At 69.5% G+C, this 14,755-nt stretch carries 15 protein-coding genes and 1 pseudogene; 10 read left to right on the top strand and 6 right to left on the bottom strand.

The annotated features are described in order from the left end of the window. Window positions 1-41 precede the first annotated feature (41 nt). The 4 genes from BOX37_RS25895 (at window position 42) to BOX37_RS25880 (ending at window position 3,993) form a co-directional block, all read left to right on the top strand. Entirely contained in the window at window positions 42-1,475 is a 1,434-nt protein-coding gene (locus BOX37_RS25895) for an acyl-CoA synthetase (protein WP_071929908.1), read from the top strand. 69 nt (window positions 1,476-1,544) lie between these two features. After that, the gene (locus BOX37_RS25890) at window positions 1,545-2,906 is read left to right on the top strand and encodes a sensor histidine kinase (RefSeq protein ID WP_156910544.1); all 1,362 of its coding nucleotides are present in this window, start codon (window positions 1,545-1,547) and stop codon (window positions 2,904-2,906) included. Beyond that, window positions 2,903-3,562 (top strand): LuxR C-terminal-related transcriptional regulator, encoded by a 660-nt coding sequence (locus BOX37_RS25885; protein ID WP_167659983.1) that lies wholly within the window; start codon window positions 2,903-2,905, stop codon window positions 3,560-3,562. The genes BOX37_RS25890 and BOX37_RS25885 overlap by 4 nt, the downstream gene beginning before the upstream one ends. 41 nt (window positions 3,563-3,603) lie before the next feature. After that, window positions 3,604-3,993, top strand: coding sequence for a PPOX class F420-dependent oxidoreductase (locus BOX37_RS25880; RefSeq protein ID WP_071929905.1), 390 nt, complete (start codon window positions 3,604-3,606; stop codon window positions 3,991-3,993). A 65-nt stretch (window positions 3,994-4,058) separates the two neighbouring features. Here the strand turns inward: BOX37_RS25880 and dapD are convergent, their stop codons facing one another. Together dapD and BOX37_RS36380 are read right to left on the bottom strand one after the other, a co-directional pair. Then, window positions 4,059-5,009, bottom strand: a complete 951-nt coding sequence (gene dapD / locus BOX37_RS25875) for a 2,3,4,5-tetrahydropyridine-2,6-dicarboxylate N-succinyltransferase (protein WP_071931888.1) — start codon at window positions 5,007-5,009, stop codon at window positions 4,059-4,061. 79 nt (window positions 5,010-5,088) lie between these two features. After that, window positions 5,089-5,190, bottom strand: a pseudogene (locus BOX37_RS36380) (DUF8020 domain-containing protein); the annotation flags it as partial. A 61-nt stretch (window positions 5,191-5,251) separates the two neighbouring features. Between BOX37_RS36380 and dapE the strand changes: the two are divergent. Genes dapE through BOX37_RS25845 form a run of 6 tightly spaced genes read left to right on the top strand, consistent with a single transcriptional unit; the run spans window position 5,252 to window position 11,302 of the window. After that, window positions 5,252-6,346 (top strand): succinyl-diaminopimelate desuccinylase, encoded by a 1,095-nt coding sequence (gene dapE / locus BOX37_RS25870; RefSeq protein ID WP_071931887.1) that lies wholly within the window; start codon window positions 5,252-5,254, stop codon window positions 6,344-6,346. A 20-nt stretch (window positions 6,347-6,366) separates the two neighbouring features. Beyond that, window positions 6,367-7,173 carry an LOG family protein gene (locus tag BOX37_RS25865; protein ID WP_071929904.1) on the top strand — a complete coding sequence of 269 codons (807 nt, stop codon included), beginning with the start codon at window positions 6,367-6,369 and terminating at the stop codon, window positions 7,171-7,173. Then, on the top strand, window positions 7,170-7,748 hold the full coding sequence (locus tag BOX37_RS25860) for an LOG family protein (RefSeq protein ID WP_071931886.1): 579 nt from the start codon (window positions 7,170-7,172) through the stop codon (window positions 7,746-7,748). The genes BOX37_RS25865 and BOX37_RS25860 overlap by 4 nt, the downstream gene beginning before the upstream one ends. After that, a complete protein-coding gene (locus BOX37_RS25855; protein WP_071929903.1) occupies window positions 7,738-9,504 on the top strand; it encodes a long-chain-acyl-CoA synthetase in 1,767 nt (588 codons plus the stop codon). The genes BOX37_RS25860 and BOX37_RS25855 overlap by 11 nt, the downstream gene beginning before the upstream one ends. Continuing rightward, window positions 9,501-10,367 carry a dihydropteroate synthase gene (gene folP / locus BOX37_RS25850; RefSeq protein ID WP_071929902.1) on the top strand — a complete coding sequence of 289 codons (867 nt, stop codon included), beginning with the start codon at window positions 9,501-9,503 and terminating at the stop codon, window positions 10,365-10,367. The genes BOX37_RS25855 and folP overlap by 4 nt, the downstream gene beginning before the upstream one ends. After that, window positions 10,364-11,302 carry a glucosyl-3-phosphoglycerate synthase gene (locus BOX37_RS25845; protein ID WP_071929901.1) on the top strand — a complete coding sequence of 313 codons (939 nt, stop codon included), beginning with the start codon at window positions 10,364-10,366 and terminating at the stop codon, window positions 11,300-11,302. The genes folP and BOX37_RS25845 overlap by 4 nt, the downstream gene beginning before the upstream one ends. 114 nt (window positions 11,303-11,416) lie before the next feature. Here the strand turns inward: BOX37_RS25845 and BOX37_RS25840 are convergent, their stop codons facing one another. From BOX37_RS25840 to tatB, 4 genes are all read right to left on the bottom strand, one after another. Continuing rightward, entirely contained in the window at window positions 11,417-12,490 is a 1,074-nt protein-coding gene (locus BOX37_RS25840) for an XdhC family protein (protein ID WP_071929900.1), read from the bottom strand. A 93-nt stretch (window positions 12,491-12,583) separates the two neighbouring features. Further along, window positions 12,584-13,156, bottom strand: coding sequence for a hypothetical protein (locus BOX37_RS25835; RefSeq protein WP_071929899.1), 573 nt, complete (start codon window positions 13,154-13,156; stop codon window positions 12,584-12,586). A 116-nt stretch (window positions 13,157-13,272) separates the two neighbouring features. Next, window positions 13,273-14,130, bottom strand: a complete 858-nt coding sequence (locus BOX37_RS25830; RefSeq protein WP_071929898.1) for a hypothetical protein — start codon at window positions 14,128-14,130, stop codon at window positions 13,273-13,275. A 179-nt stretch (window positions 14,131-14,309) separates the two neighbouring features. Continuing rightward, window positions 14,310-14,729: a Sec-independent protein translocase protein TatB gene (tatB, locus tag BOX37_RS25825; protein ID WP_071929897.1), complete on the bottom strand. Its 420-nt coding sequence runs from the start codon at window positions 14,727-14,729 to the stop codon at window positions 14,310-14,312. Window positions 14,730-14,755 lie beyond the last annotated feature (26 nt).

The following is a 14,755-nucleotide window of genomic DNA, read 5'->3' as shown; positions in this document are numbered from 1 at the left end:
GCGGCGTCCGACGCCCGACCTCGTCGCGTTAGCGTGGACGGATGCCTTACGGTCCGCCGCTGCTGCTCGCCTCGTTGAATCCGGTCGCCGTCGCCGCCGGGGCCGACATCCCCGACGCCGTCACCATCGATGATGCCACTTTGTCACGCAGTGATCTGCTGGGTGCGGCAACTTCGGTGGCCGAGCGGATCGCGCGCGCCCAGCGGGTCGCGGTGCTGGCCGAACCCACCGTGCGCACGGTGCTCGCGGTGGTCGGCTGCCTGATCGCGGGGGTCACAGTGGTGCCGGTGCCGCCGGACGCCGGCGTCGCCGAACGCGCACACATCCTGCGCGATTCCGGTGCGCAGGCCTGGCTGGGTGCCGCGCCCGAGGACGCCGATCTGCCGGTGATCCCGGTGCGGCTGCACGCACGGTCCTGGCACACCTACCCCGAACCCGACCCCACGGCCATCGCGTTCATCCTCTACACCTCCGGGACCACGGGCGCGCCGAAGGGCGTGATGCTCAGCCGCGGCGCCATCGCGGCCGGGCTCGACGCGCTGGCCGAGGCCTGGGCGTGGACCTGGAAAGACACACTGGTGCACGGACTTCCGCTGTTCCATGTGCATGGGCTGATTCTGGGACTGCTCGGTCCGCTGCGGGTCGGCAGTCCGGTGATCCACACCGGCAAGCCGACGCCGGAGGCGTACGCGGCCGCGGGTGGCTCCCTGTATTTCGGGGTACCGACGGTGTGGTCGCGGATCGTCGAACAGCCCGAGCTGGCACGACAGTTGGGCAAGGCGCGGCTGCTGGTGTCGGGAAGTGCGCCGCTGCCGGTGCCGGTGTTCGAGCAGCTGGCCGAGCTCACCGGGCAGGCGCCGGTCGAGCGGTACGGGATGAGCGAAACCATGATCACGTTGTCCACCCGCGCCGACGGCGAGCGCAGGCCCGGCTGGGTCGGGACGCCGGTGCGCGGGGTGCAGACCCGCCTGCGTGACGAATCCGGCGCGCCCGTCCCGCACGACGGCGCGAGTATCGGTGGCCTGCAGGTGCGTGGGCCGATGCTGTTCGACGGGTACCTCAACCGGCCCGAGGCGACCGCGCGGGACTGGACCGAGGACGGCTGGTTCCGCACCGGCGATGTCGCCGTCATCGACACCGAGGGGTTCCACCGCATCGTCGGCCGGGAGTCCATCGACCTCATCAAGTCCGGTGGTTACCGGATCGGCGCGGGCGAGATCGAGACAGCGCTGCTCGGCCATCCCGCCGTCGGTGAGGTCGCGGTGGTCGGGCTGCCCGACGACGATCTCGGTCAGCGGATCGTGGCCTTCGTGATCGCCCGTGAGGCGGGGTCGGATGAGCTGGCGACCGCGCTGATCGCGCACGTGAGCACCCAGTTGTCGGCGCACAAGCGTCCGCGCGAGGTGCGCTTCGTCGACGCGCTGCCGCGCAACGCGATGGGCAAAGTGCAGAAGAAGCTGCTGGGCATGGTGTAGCCGGCTACACCATGGATGCGGTGGCCTGCTCCCTCGAAAGGCCGCTTCCCCTCGACGAACATGGACGGCATGACCGAATCGTCAACTGAAGTGCTCGACGTGGCGCCGCGCTCCGCGCCGGTCGCCGTCGGACCCGGGCTGCGCGCCGTCGCGCTCGCCCCGTTCCAGGCCAGGACCTGGAAGGAACTCGGATACCTGATCGCGGCGTCGGTTCTGGGCAGCTTCGGGATCGGCTACCTGTATCTGGGCCTCGGCGGTGGGCTGTTCTTCGCGGTGTTGGTCGTCGGCGTTCCGGTGCTGGCGCTGGTGATCCTGGGTGGCAGGGTCTGGGCAGCGGTGTACCGCGCGCTGGTGCGGACTCTGCTCGACACCGAGCTGGATCCGCCGCCGCCGTTTCGTCCGAAGCGCGGCCTGATCGGGTTCCTGACCGGGGCGTTCACCGATCTGGCCGCCTGGCGGGCGCTGGCTTTCCTCTTCGTGCAGTCACTGCTCGGTGTGGTCATCGGGTACTTCGTCCTGGTAGCGGTCGCGATGGCCGTGTTCACCGCGATCTCGCCGATCTTCTGGGCGATCGTGCGGCCGGTCAACGTCGACGCCGACGGTGTCGAACACCAGTCGATGGTGCAGTTCGACGATTTCTACTTCGACACCTGGCCGCGGGTGCTCGGACTGGGTGCGGTCGGTGTGCTCGGCTGTTTCGTGCTGCCGTGGCTGATCCGGGTGGTCTGCCTGGTGCACCGGCAGGTGGCGATCTGGTTGCTGACCCCCACCAACCGTGAGCGGATGTCGCAGCTGCGGGAGAGCAGGCGGGTCGCGGTCGAGGATTCCGCCGCCACCCTGCGCCGGGTGGAACGCGATCTGCACGACGGCGCCCAGGCGCGGCTGGTGACCATCGCGATGGCGCTCGGCCGGGCCGAGGAGCGGGTCGCGCGGGGCGGCGACGCGAGCGACCTGATCGCCGACGCGCACAGCAGTTCCAAGGAGGCGCTGGTCGAATTGCGCGAGCTGGTGCGCGGAATCCACCCGCCCGCACTGGAACTGGGCCTCGAGCCGGCCCTGGAGACGTTGGCCGCACGCTGCGCGGTGCTGGTCGAACTGCGGTTCGAACTGATCGCGCGGCCGAGTCCGGCGATCGAGGCCATCGCCTACTTCTCGGTGGCCGAGCTGCTCACCAACGTGGTGCGCCACGCCGACGCGAATCACGTTCTGGTGTCGGTGGTTCCGACCGGTGCCAGACTTCTCACGGTGACAGTGCGTGACAACGGGATCGGCGGTGCGCCGCGCCCGGATGCTGCAATGCCCGGTGCCGGAACCGGTCTGGCAGGGCTGGCCGCGCGGGCCGGTACGGTCGACGGCACCATGACCGTGGACAGCCCACCCGGCGGACCGACCGCCATCGCCCTGACCCTGCCGCTCGTGGAGCCTCGATGAGCGCGCCTGACTCGTTGCGCATCGTGATCGCCGAGGACAATGCCATCCTGCGTGACGGGCTGGCCGGGCTGCTCGCCGAGCGTGGGCACGAGGTGGTCGCCATGGTGGGGGACGCCACCGACCTGTCGACGGTGGTCGGTACCCACGCACCGGATGTCGCGGTGGTCGATGTGCGGATGCCGCCGTCGTTCACCGACGAGGGCCTGCTCGCCGCCATCGAACTGCGCCGCAAGTACCCCCGGACCGGGGTGCTCGTCTTCTCCCAGTGGGTCGAGACCCGCTATGCCACCGAACTGCTCAGCGACGGTGCCAGCGGGGTGGGGTATCTGCTCAAGGATCGGGTGGCCGATGTCGGGGACTTCATGGACGCGCTCGGCCGGGTCGCCACCGGTGGTACGGCACTGGACCCGGAGGTGGTGAGTCAGCTGATGGGTGCCGCCCGCCAGCAGTCCGGTCTGGCCCGGCTCACCCCGCGCGAGCGGGAGGTGCTCGAGCTCATGGCTCAGGGCCTGACCAATGCCGCCATCGCTCGCGCCCTCACGGTCACCGAACGTGCCGTGGAAAAGCACATCGGCAACATATTCACCAAGCTCGACCTGCCGCCCTCCGACACCCACCATCGCCGCGTACTGGCCGTGCTACGACTGAAGGGGTGATTCTTGACCTCGAGCGTGCTCGAGGTTCTACCGTCGAAGCCATGAGCGCAGCACTGACCGCCGAGCAGATCGCCTACCTGTCGACCCAGAAGCTGGGCCGCCTGGCCACCATTCGCCCCGACGGCGCACCCCAGAACAACCCGGTCGGTTTCCGCTACAACGCTGACCTCGGCACCATCGACATCGCGGGCTGGAACCTGGCCGCCTCCAAGAAGTTCCGCAACCTCGCCACCAGTCCCCATGTCGCCTTCGTCGTCGACGACATCGCCTCGGTGCAACCCTGGCGCGTCCGCTGCGTCGAAATCCGCGGCACCGCGGAAGCTTTGACCGAGGCCGAGTCCTACATCTCCGAGAAACCCGATGCCCTCATCCGCATCCACCCCAGCAAAGTCATCGCCTTCGGCCTCACCCCGGAACCGCCCCAGCCCTGATCAGCGATGATGCGCGGACGAAAAGGCCCCGCGCTCGCGGAGTGCGGGGCCTCGGTCGAAGCAGCTCAGTCGTTGGCGTGCAGGTCGGCGTTGAGTTCGACGCCGGTGCCCTTGCGTCCGACGACCTCGACGGCGCCGGTGGTGGAGTTGCGGCGGAACAGCAGGTTGTTCTGACCGGACAGGGTCGATGCCTTGACGACGGTGCCGTCGGGGGTGCTGACCTTGGTGCCCGCGGTGACGTAGAGGCCGGCTTCGATGACGCAGTCGTCGCCGAGGGAGATGCCGAGGCCGGAGTTGGCGCCGAGCAGCGAACGCTCGCCGACCGAGATGACCTGGGTGCCGCCGCCGGACAGGGTGCCCATGATGGAGGCGCCGCCGCCGACGTCGGAGCCGTCGCCGACCACCACACCCGCCGAGATCCGGCCCTCGACCATCGAGTTGCCGAGGGTGCCCGCGTTGAAGTTGACGAAGCCCTCGTGCATGACGGTGGTACCCGAGGCGAGGTGGGCGCCGAGGCGGACGCGGTCGGCGTCGCCGATGCGCACGCCGGAGGGCACCACGTAGTCGACCAGGCGGGGGAACTTGTCGACGCTGAGCACGGTCACCGGGCCGCGGGCGCGCAGCTTCAGGCGGGTCTGCTCGAAGCCCTCGACCGCGCACGGGCCGTGATTGGTCCACACGACATTGCTGAGCAGTCCGAACTGGCCGTCCAGGCTCAGGCCGTGCGGCCGCACGAGACGGCGCGAGAGCAGGTGCAGGCGCAGGTAGACGTCGTGCGCGTCGACGGGGGCGGCCGAGAGGTCCGCGATGGTGGTGCGCACCGCGATCACCTCCACCCCGCGCGCGGCATCGACGCCGAGCAGCTCGGCGAACTCGGCGACCTCGCCCGCCTCGAGCCGCTTGGAGCCGGTCTCGGTGAACGCACCCAGCTCCGGGCTCGGGTACCAGGTATCGAGGACGGTCCCGTCCGCGGTCACGTTGGCGATACCGACTGCGCTTGCTCCCTGAATACTCACGGTTCTCATTTTGCCCGTTCCGCGCGCACTGGTGTTCGCCACCCCCTCGGGCACCCAACGCGCGAAGGCGCGCGGCCAATCGCCCGCGCAGCGGCGTGGAGTCGACGACCGTGCCGTCCTCGGTCTCGAGCGCCACGGCGGTGCCGTCCGCGGTGACCTCGAACCGGCCGCTGTCGACAGCCCAGGTAGTGGCCTGTCAGTTCGCGAACGCTCGCCGCCGGCCCCCGTACTACCCTCGAGATGTGACTCTCGATTTGCGCGCCGACCCCATTCAGCTGACCGCCGCCCTGGTCGATGTGCCCAGCGTCTCGCGGGACGAGGCCAAGATCGCGGACCTGGTCGAGGCGGCGCTGCGGGAGCAGACCACCGGCTTCGAGGTGCTCCGGCACGGCAATGTGGTGCTGGCCCGCACCCATCGCGGCCTGCCGACCAGGGTGATCCTGGCCGGACACCTCGACACGGTGCCGATCGCCGACAACGTGCCGAGCAGGCCCGACCGGGTCGAGGGACAGGCGGTGCTGTTCGGCTGCGGCACCGTCGACATGAAGTCCGGCGACGCGGTGTTCCTGCATCTGGCCGCCACCATCACCGACCCCGCGCACGATCTGACGCTGATCTTCTACGACGGCGAGGAGATCGCCGCCGCGTTCAACGGCTTGGCCCATATCGAGCGCGACCTCCCGGAATGGCTGGAGGGCGATCTGGCCATCCTCGGCGAACCGTCGGCGGGCTGGATCGAGGCCGGCTGTCAGGGCACTCTGCGGGTCCGGCTGACCACCGAGGGCGTGCGGGCTCACTCGGCCCGCGCCTGGCTGGGTGACAACGCCATCCACGCGCTGGCACCGGTGCTGGCCCGGCTGACCGCCTACCAGGCGCGCAAGGTCGACATCGATGGCTGTGTCTACCGCGAGGGCCTCTCGGCCGTGCGCGTCTCCGGCGGCGTCGCGGGCAATGTGGTGCCCGATGTGGGCGAGGTGGATGTGAACTTCCGTTTCGCTCCCGACCGCACGGTCGAGCAGGCGATCGAGCACGTCCGCGAGGTCTTCGCCGGCCTCGACCTGACCTTCGAGGTGACCGACTCCTCACCCGGCGCCCTGCCCGGCCTGACCGCGCCCGCCGCGCGCACGCTCATCGACTCGGTCAACGTCCATGGGGGCGGCGGCGTACGCGCCAAGTACGGCTGGACCGACGTCTCCCGCTTCGCCGCCCGCGGCATTCCCGCCGTCAACTTCGGCCCCGGCGATCCCAACCTCGCGCACAAGCGCGACGAGCATGTACCCCTCGCGCAGATCAGCGCCGTGACGGCGATGCTGCGCACCTATCTGACGCGGGGATGAGACCCAGTAGCGTGGGGGCCATGTCTACCGAATCCGCGGATGAACTGGTTGGGAAGGTCAAATCGACGCCGAAGTTCCGGGGTCCGGTGATGTTCCGTCGCAAGCGCAACCCCGGCGTGGGAACCGCGGACAAGCACCTGCTCGACACGCGGCAGGACAGCGAGTGGGTACACACCGATCCGTGGCGGGTGCTGCGGATCCAGGCCGAGTTCGTCGAGGGCTTCGGCGCGCTGGCCGAGGTGCCGCCCGCGGTGACGGTGTTCGGCTCGGCGCGCACGCCAACCGACCATCCCGAGTACGCGGCGGGGCAGGCGATCGGCGCCGCGCTCAGCGAGGCGGGCTTCGCGGTGATCACCGGCGGCGGGCCCGGTGCGATGGAGGCCGCCAACCGGGGAGCCTCGCAGGCCGGCGGCTATTCGATCGGCCTCGGGATCGAGTTGCCGTTCGAGCAGGGTCTCAACGAGTGGGTCGACCTCGGCATCAACTTCCGGTACTTCTTCGTCCGCAAGACGATGTTCGTGAAGTACTCGCGCGCCTTCGTCTGCCTGCCCGGTGGCTTCGGCACCCTCGACGAACTGTTCGAGGCGCTGACCCTGGTGCAGACCCGCAAGATCACCCGCTTCCCGATCATCCTGTTCGGCACCGAGTACTGGTCGGGCCTGGTCACCTGGCTGCGCGAATCGATGGCGACCGCGGGCAAGATCTCGCCCGACGATCTCGACCTGATCCAGGTCACCGACAGCGTCGAGGAGGTCGTGCGGATCATCCAGGGTCAGTCGGGCGACAAGGGCGACATCGAGCGCCTCGGCACCGAGGACAAGTGGTGAGTGCGCCCTACTCCGTCTGCGTCTACTGCTCGGCAAGCACCGACGAACCCGCCCTGATCAGCCTGGCCGCCCGGGTCGGCACCGAGATCGCCCGGCGCGGTTGGCAACTGGTCTCCGGCGGCGGTCACGTGTCGATGATGGGCGCGGTCGCCACCGCGGCCCGTGCCGGTGGCGCGCACACCATCGGCGTGATCCCCAAGCATCTGGTGCACCGCGAGGTCGCCGATGTCGACGCCGACGAACTGCTCGTCACCGACACCATGCGCCAGCGCAAACAGCTGATGGAGGCGCGCGCCGACGCCTTCCTCACCCTGCCCGGCGGGATCGGCACGCTCGAGGAATTCTTCGAGACGTGGACCGGCGGCTACCTCGGCGAACACACCAAACCCGTGGTCGTCCTCGATGCCGACGGGTTCTATGAAGGATTGTTTCGCTGGATCGACGGTTTGTCCGAGCGCAGAATCGTGGCGCGGGAGGCGCGCGACCGCATCACCGTGGTCGCCGACCTGCCCGCTGCGTTCGCCGCGCTGCGACCGGCCGCGGCCACAGGGGTAGGAGATCGACGTGAGCACTGACGCCCGCGACACCGTGAGCGTGACCGACCTGGCACGCGCGCTGCCGAGCATGGCCAAGGACGTCCCCGGCATGCTGCGCAACGCGCGCGGAATGCTGGTGGGCCCCAAGGACAAAGCCTCCATCGGCCGCTACTTCCAACAGGTCGCCCACCGCAGGCCCGATCGGGTGTTCCTGCGATTCGAGGGCCGCTCCTACACCTATCGCGCCGCCAACAGCGAGGTGAACCGGTACGCGGCAGTGCTTTCCGTGCGCGGGGTCGGTCGCGGTGACGTGGTCGGCGTGCTGATGACCAACCGGCCGGAGACCCTGTTCACCGTGCTCGCGGTGCTCAAGCTGGGCGCCACCGTCGGCCTGCTCAACTACAACCAGCGCGATCAGGTGCTCGCCCACAGCATCGGTCTGCTGAACGCCGTGCTGACCGTGGTCGGCGAGGAATGCGCCGAGGCGCTGGACTCGCTGCCCGAGCCCGCCGGGAACGTGCTCGCCGCCGAGGAACTCGCCGAAGCCGCCCGTACCGCACCGGATGCCGATCCGGCGGTGTGCGACCAGGTCACCGCGGGCGAGCGGGCCTTCCTGATCTTCACCTCCGGCACCACCGGCCTGCCCAAGGCCAGCGTGATGACCCACCATCGCTGGACCAAGAGCATGGCGGGTCTCGGTGGTCTCGGCGTGCGGCTGCACGGTGGGGACGGCATGTACTGCTGTCTGCCGCTCTATCACAACAACGCGCTCACGGTCGCGCTGTCGTCGGTGCTCGCCGGTGAGGCCACCTACGTCCTCTCGCGCAAGTTCTCGGCGTCGGGCTTCTGGGACGAGATCGCCCGCGAGCGCGCGACCGCGTTCATCTACATCGGCGAGCTGTGCCGGTACCTGCTCAACCAGCCGGTGCGGCCCGCCGAGAAGGGCAACCGGATCCGGCTCGTCGTCGGCAACGGCCTGCGGCCCGAACTGTGGGACGAGTTCCGGCGCCGGTTCCGGATCGGACGGGTCGTGGAGTTCTACGGGTCGAGCGAGGCGCCGCTGGCCTTCGTCAACGCCTTCGGCCTCGACCGCACCGCCGGGCTGTGCCCGCTGCCGTACGCCGTCGTCGAGTACGACGACGAGACCGGCAAGGCCACACGCGGATCCGATGGCAAGCTGCGCCGGGTGTCGCGCGGCGGGGTCGGCCTGCTGCTGGCGAAGGTGAACAACCGCCAGCCCTTCGACGGCTACACCGACGAGCGCGCCTCGGAATCGAAGCTCGTCCGCGATGGCTTCAAGAAGGGCGACTGCTGGTTCGACACCGGCGATCTCGTGCGCGATCAGCATTTCTGGCACATCGCGTTCGTCGACCGGCTCGGTGACACCTTCCGCTGGAAGGGCGAGAACGTGGCGACGACCGAGGTCGAGGGCGCGCTCGGACACCACCCGAGCATCGAACAGGCCGTCGTCTACGGCGTCGACATCCCCGGTGCCGACGGCAAGGCGGGCATGGCCGCGATCACCCTGCACCCCGACGCCGAGTTCGACGGCAAGGCGCTGGCGGCGACGGTGCACGAGCGGCTGCCGCTGTACGCGATCCCGCTGTTCGTGCGGGTGGTCGCCGAGCTGGAACAGACCTCGACGTTCAAGAGCCGGAAGGTGGAACTGCGCAAGCAGGGCTACGCACCCGACAGCGAGTCCGCGCTCTACGTGCTGGCCGGACCGTCGAAGGGCTATGTGCCCGCCTACGACGACTACGCCGCCGACGTCGCCAACGGTAAGGCGCCGAGATAGTGCTGCCCACCTTCTGCGGGCGGCCGGTGGCCACCGATCGCGCGCTGGTGATGGCCATCGTGAACCGCACGCCCGACTCCTTCTACGACCGCGGCGCCACCTTCAGCGACGCCGCGGCCATGGAGCGGGTCGCGCGTGCGGTCGACGAGGGCGCGGATCTGGTCGACATCGGTGGGGTGAAGGCCGGGCCGGGCACCACCGTGGACGCGGCCGAGGAAACGCAGCGGGTGGTGCCGTTCGTCGCGGCGATCCGGGCGAAGTATCCCGACCTGTTGATCAGTGTGGACACCTGGCGCGGCCAGGTCGCCGCCGCGGCCGTCGCGGCCGGCGCGGACCTGATCAACGACACCTGGTCCGGCGCCGATCCCGAGCTGGTGCGGGTGGCCGCGCGAACCGGTGCCGGGATCGTCTGCAGTCACACCGGGGGCGCTGTTCCGCGCACCCGGCCGCACCGGGTTCGCTACGCCGATGTGGTGGCCGAGGTGACCGCGACGGTGGTCGCCGCGGCCGAAAACGCTGCGGCTGCCGGGGTGCGTCAGGACGGAATAGTGATAGATCCCACGCATGATTTCGGAAAAAACACCTATCACGGGCTCGAGTTGTTGCGCGGAATCGACGGTCTTGTAAAAACCGGATGGCCAGTACTGATGGCACTGAGTAACAAGGATTTTATCGGGGAGACTCTAGGTGTAGGTCTTACCGAGAGGGTCGAGGGCACACTGGCGGCAACCGCATGGGCGGCCGCCGCGGGCGCTCGGCTCTTCCGGGTTCACGAAGTCGCCGAAACCCGTCGGGTCGTGGACATGATCGCCGCGATCCAGGGCATCCGGCCCCCCGCACGAACTCTGCGAGGTCTGGCATGAAAATCCAACACCGCGAGCCCGCCTGGGCCACTACCCACACCTGGGACACCCCTGACTGGGCGGTGCGCGAACTCGTCGCCGCCAAGGCGGGCCGCACCGTCTCGGTGGTGCTGCCCGCACTGAACGAGGAAGACACCGTCGCCGCCGTGGTGGCCAGTATTCAACCGCTGCTCGGCACGCTCGTCGACGAACTGATCGTGCTCGACTCCGGCTCCACCGACGCCACCGCCGAGCGCGCTCGCGCCGCCGGTGCCGAGGTGATCACCCGCGAGGAAGCCGTCCCCGAGCTCGAGCCGCTCCCCGGCAAGGGCGAGGTGCTGTGGCGCTCGCTGGCCTGCACGACCGGCGATCTCATCGCCTTCGTGGACTCCGACCTGATCGACCCCGATCCGGCGTTCGTGCCCAAGCTGCTCGGCCCGCTGCTGACCACGCCGGGCACGCACCTGTCGAAGGCCTACTACCGGCGCCCGTTGCGCCAGGGCGAGTCCGTGGACGCCAACGGCGGCGGCCGGGTGACCGAGCTCGTCGCCCGGCCCCTGCTGGCCGCGCTGCGCCCCGAACTGGCCCAGGTCCTGCAGCCGCTCGGTGGCGAGTACGCGGGCAGCCGCGAACTGCTCACCGCCGTCCCCTTCGCGCCCGGCTACGGCGTGGAGATCGGCCTGCTGCTCGACACCTACGACCAGCTGGGCATGGACGCCATCACCCAGGTCAACCTGGGCGTGCGCACCCACCGCAACCGTCCGCTGTCCGACCTCGGCGTGATGAGCCGTCAGATCCTCGGCACGGCCCTGCGCCGCAGTGGCGTCGCCGACTCCGGCGCGGCCCTGACCCAGTTCCCGATGATCGGCGGCGAGTTCATCGCCCACTCCACCGAGGTCTCCCTCGAAGACCGTCCCCCGATGAAGACCCTTCGCCCCGAACAGGTCGCGGCGTAGCAGTCGACGAAGGCGCCGCGCGGGTATCCCCACGCGGCGCCTTCGTCGTGTCCCCGGTCAGCGCAAGCTGTTCGGACTCGTGCGCACCATGGGCTCGCCCCACGCCCGGCGGATTCAGCGGGCGTGGATGGGTCCGGTCAGCTCTGAAAGCGCCAGTGCCGAGGCGTTTGCGCGCTCGGCGAGTACCTGGGCCAGGATGGAGATCGCGGTTTCCTCGGGAGTGTGCGCACCCAGGTCCAGGCCGAGGGGGCTGCGGACACGGGCGATCTCGCCCGCGGGCAGGCCCGCTTCGCGCAGCCGTCGGGCGCGGTCGGTGTGGGCTCGGCGCGAACCCAGCGCGCCGAGGAAGCCGATCGCGGGTAGGCGCAGGGCGGAAACCAGCATCGGGACATCGAACTTCGGGTCATGGGTGAGAACGCAGACCACGGTGCGCTCGTCGATGCGGCCCGCGCGATGTTCGGCCTTCAGATAGCGGTGTGGCCAGTCGACCACGACCTCGTCGGCGGCGGGGAATCGGGCCGGGGTGGTGAAGGTTTCGCGGGCGTCGACGACGGTGACGCGGTAGCCGAGCTGGGCCGCGGCAACAGTGAGGGCCCGGGCGTAGTCGTTGGCGCCCGCCAGGATCATCCGGGCGGGGGAGCCGAAGACCTGGACGAAGGTGCGCGGACGGGTCGCGGCCTCCGGCGTACAGTCCTGGGCCCCGATGAGTCCGCTGTGGCCCGCGGCGAGCAGGGCGGCGGCATCCTGGTCCAGATCGCGCCACGGCGCCCGCTGGCCGGGGTACAGGAGTAACCGGTCGGGAGCGGATTCGAGGGTGGTGGCGTAGGCGGCCGGGCGGTGCGCGGCCAGCGCGGCGTCCAGTGCGCGCAGGCGGGGCAGATCGGTGTGGTCGAGGCGCTCGACGAAGACTTCGATCTCGCCGCCGCACGGCAGGCCGACCGCGAGTTCGTCGGCCGCGGCGAAACGCTCCAGGCTCGCCTGGCCGTCCAGCAGTACCTGGGCGGCGGCGGTGAGGACCGCCGATTCGACGCACCCGCCCGACAGCGATCCGATGACCCGGCCGTCTCCGGTCACCGCCATCGCGGCCCCGGTATCGCGCGGGCTCGCACCGGTCCGGTCGACGATCCTGGCCAGGGCCACCGGCTGATCGGCGAGCAGATCGAGCAGCTGCCCGAGGACATCGCGCATCGAACACCGGCCTCTCCACAGTCACCGTCGAGGCGTTGTGACTGTCCTGACCAGCCTAGCTATCGCCGAGCACGGGCGCGCGCCGAGCGCGGATCAGTCGAGGATCTCGCGCCGCAGCAGCCCTTCGGAGACTGTGCTGTCGCGGAAGAAGCCGCGGAAGATCTCGGCCGCGTGCTCGGCGGTGAACACCTCTTCGGCGTAGACGTAGGTGTCGCCGTCGCCATGGGGCAGGTACACCGTCGGCAGGCCGAGGCGGTGACCCGGGAACCCGAGGGTGTAGCGCCGGGTGACATGGTCGATCGTCGTGCGTAGCTGCAGGGTCATCGCTTCGGCGGAACCGGCGCACTGCAGGGCCAGATCGCCGCGGGCCGTGCTCACCGCCGTGGTGACCTCCGTGGCGGGCATCGGCTCGGGCAGCACGGTCAGATCGAGCGAGTATCGCTGATGACCGTCCATCCGGCGCAGCGGGCGCAGGAAGCTGTCGACGTCCTCGTGCGGGCCGATGAATACCTTCAACCGGTCGCTGTAGGTCACGCGATGGGTGGCGACGATGACCTCGCCTGCGGTCGGTTCGGCATCGAACGAGGGAACAGGCCGTGGATCCGGTGTACCTGCCGCGCGGACGGGCAGGACCCGGCACGCGCTGGCCTCGGGAGACGAGGACATCTGAAGCTCACCTACTCACACTCGGTTACTCGCTAGCAATCTAACCATCGCGGGCGACTTGTGATCCATAACAATACAGTGATGGAGATCACAAAGTGTGGTTAGTTTAGATCAGACTATGGACGAACACGGGTCGTAGCCAACCGTGAGTCGGTTTCGTGCCGATAGACCGGGGTGAGCAAATCCGCGTCGATCGGTTCGCCGGTGGTCCGGTCGTAGCGCACGGCGATGAGAACCGAGAATAGATGCGTGCTCGCCCGCTCGTGCAGGGTGGCGAGCCGGGTGGCCAGCAATCGGATCGCACCCAGCGAGCCCGGCGGGTGCAGGCCGTCGATCACCATGATGCTGCCGCGCCGGTCCGGCCGGGGCAGGCGGGCCAGGTAGGCGATGTCGTGTGGTTCGGTGCCGCCGGGCCGGTAGACCCGGCGCGCGGCGCGGTCCTCGATGCCGCGACGGGTGTCCCCGGCCCGGGTGACGGTCCGGCGCAGGCGCGGATCGGCCACCACGAGTTGGCGCAGGCTCGGTGAGAGCTCGGGGCCGCCCAGGATCACCAAGCCGTCGCGGTTGAGGTCTACCGGCCGGCCGGGCAGGAAGGTCTCCACGGTGGCGGCGAAGCCCAGTTGCCGCAACAGCTCGGCGAGGCGCTCGGCCGCCGCGGGGTCGGGTGCGCCCAGCAGCCTGCCCGCGCGGACCTCAGGGGCGAGGACTGTCAGCGAACCATGCCCGAAGAACAGTCCCTCGGGCACGGGCCCCTGGGTGCTCACCTGGTGGATGCGCGCGCGGGAGAGTCCCGCCGCGGCGCCGATCCGGGCGAACGTCCAGCCGTCGGCGTGGAGTTCGCGGATCACGGCGCGCCTGATCCGGGTGAGTTCGTTGATGGTCTGCTGAGCAGCCGCCACCCCTTCGGTGGCCGCCTTGAGCCTCTCGACCTTGTCTTCGATCGCGAATACTCGTGCCACGTCATCGGCCGACATGTGCGAAGTCTAGACAGCTCGACAGCATTCCGTGTCTATAACGCTTGACATCCAACTGTCTTGCGCCACAAGGGCTGTCGCGCCGGATTGTCGGCAATCCCAATAGGGCGAGGTCGTCGAGATCATCACGCGGACGCGCGATCATGTGGCAAATGACGACCGTGCGGTGTGTTCCGCGGTCAGGTCGCGTCGAAGTCGATCGGTGGGCGCTCGTTGCGGTCCAGCGGCTTCTGCAGCGACGGCTTCGCGAGCATCTCCGGCATACCGCTGCTGGTGCCGAACAACTGCTGCTTGTCCGGCACGGCGCTCTCCAGGTCGCGCAGCACCGAATCGTCACCGCCGAGCAGGTGTTTGGTCACCGCCGCGCGCGGGCTCATCGCGCGCAGCTCGTTCAGCTGGGCCAGCGGCTTGCGCAGATCGTCGAACTCCGGGCCGAGTTCCTGCTTGAGCTGCGTGGTCGCGCCGCTGGCGTAGTCGCGGACCTGGCGCAGAGAATCGACAGTCCAGCGGACAGCGCCGGGCAGGCGCTCCGGGCCGAGGATCACGAGGGCGGCGACGAGCAGAATCATCATCTCGCCCCAGCCGATGTTGCTGAACACGGATCAAGGCTACCGGAACGCGTCGC

The organism is Nocardia mangyaensis (assembly GCF_001886715.1).
Taxonomy (GTDB): Bacteria; Actinomycetota; Actinomycetes; order Mycobacteriales; family Mycobacteriaceae; genus Nocardia; species Nocardia mangyaensis.
Note: the sequence above shows the minus strand (reverse complement) of the source record. Positions and strands in the feature narration are given on the sequence as shown.

Bases quoted from the DNA above. Each gene is read 5' to 3' on its own strand.
- BOX37_RS25895 (WP_071929908.1), top strand. From the start codon at position 42: ATGCCTTACGGTCCGCCGCTGCTGCTCGCCTCGTTGAATCCGGTCGCC.
- BOX37_RS25890 (WP_156910544.1), top strand. From the start codon at position 1,545: ATGACCGAATCGTCAACTGAAGTGCTCGACGTGGCGCCGCGCTCCGCG.
- BOX37_RS25885 (WP_167659983.1), top strand. From the start codon at position 2,903: ATGAGCGCGCCTGACTCGTTGCGCATCGTGATCGCCGAGGACAATGCC.
- BOX37_RS25880 (WP_071929905.1), top strand. From the start codon at position 3,604: ATGAGCGCAGCACTGACCGCCGAGCAGATCGCCTACCTGTCGACCCAG.
- BOX37_RS25865 (WP_071929904.1), top strand. From the start codon at position 6,367: ATGTCTACCGAATCCGCGGATGAACTGGTTGGGAAGGTCAAATCGACG.
- BOX37_RS25845 (WP_071929901.1), top strand. From the start codon at position 10,364: ATGAAAATCCAACACCGCGAGCCCGCCTGGGCCACTACCCACACCTGG.
- BOX37_RS25840 (WP_071929900.1), bottom strand. From the start codon at position 12,490: ATGCGCGATGTCCTCGGGCAGCTGCTCGATCTGCTCGCCGATCAGCCG.
- BOX37_RS25835 (WP_071929899.1), bottom strand. From the start codon at position 13,156: ATGTCCTCGTCTCCCGAGGCCAGCGCGTGCCGGGTCCTGCCCGTCCGC.
- BOX37_RS25830 (WP_071929898.1), bottom strand. From the start codon at position 14,130: ATGTCGGCCGATGACGTGGCACGAGTATTCGCGATCGAAGACAAGGTC.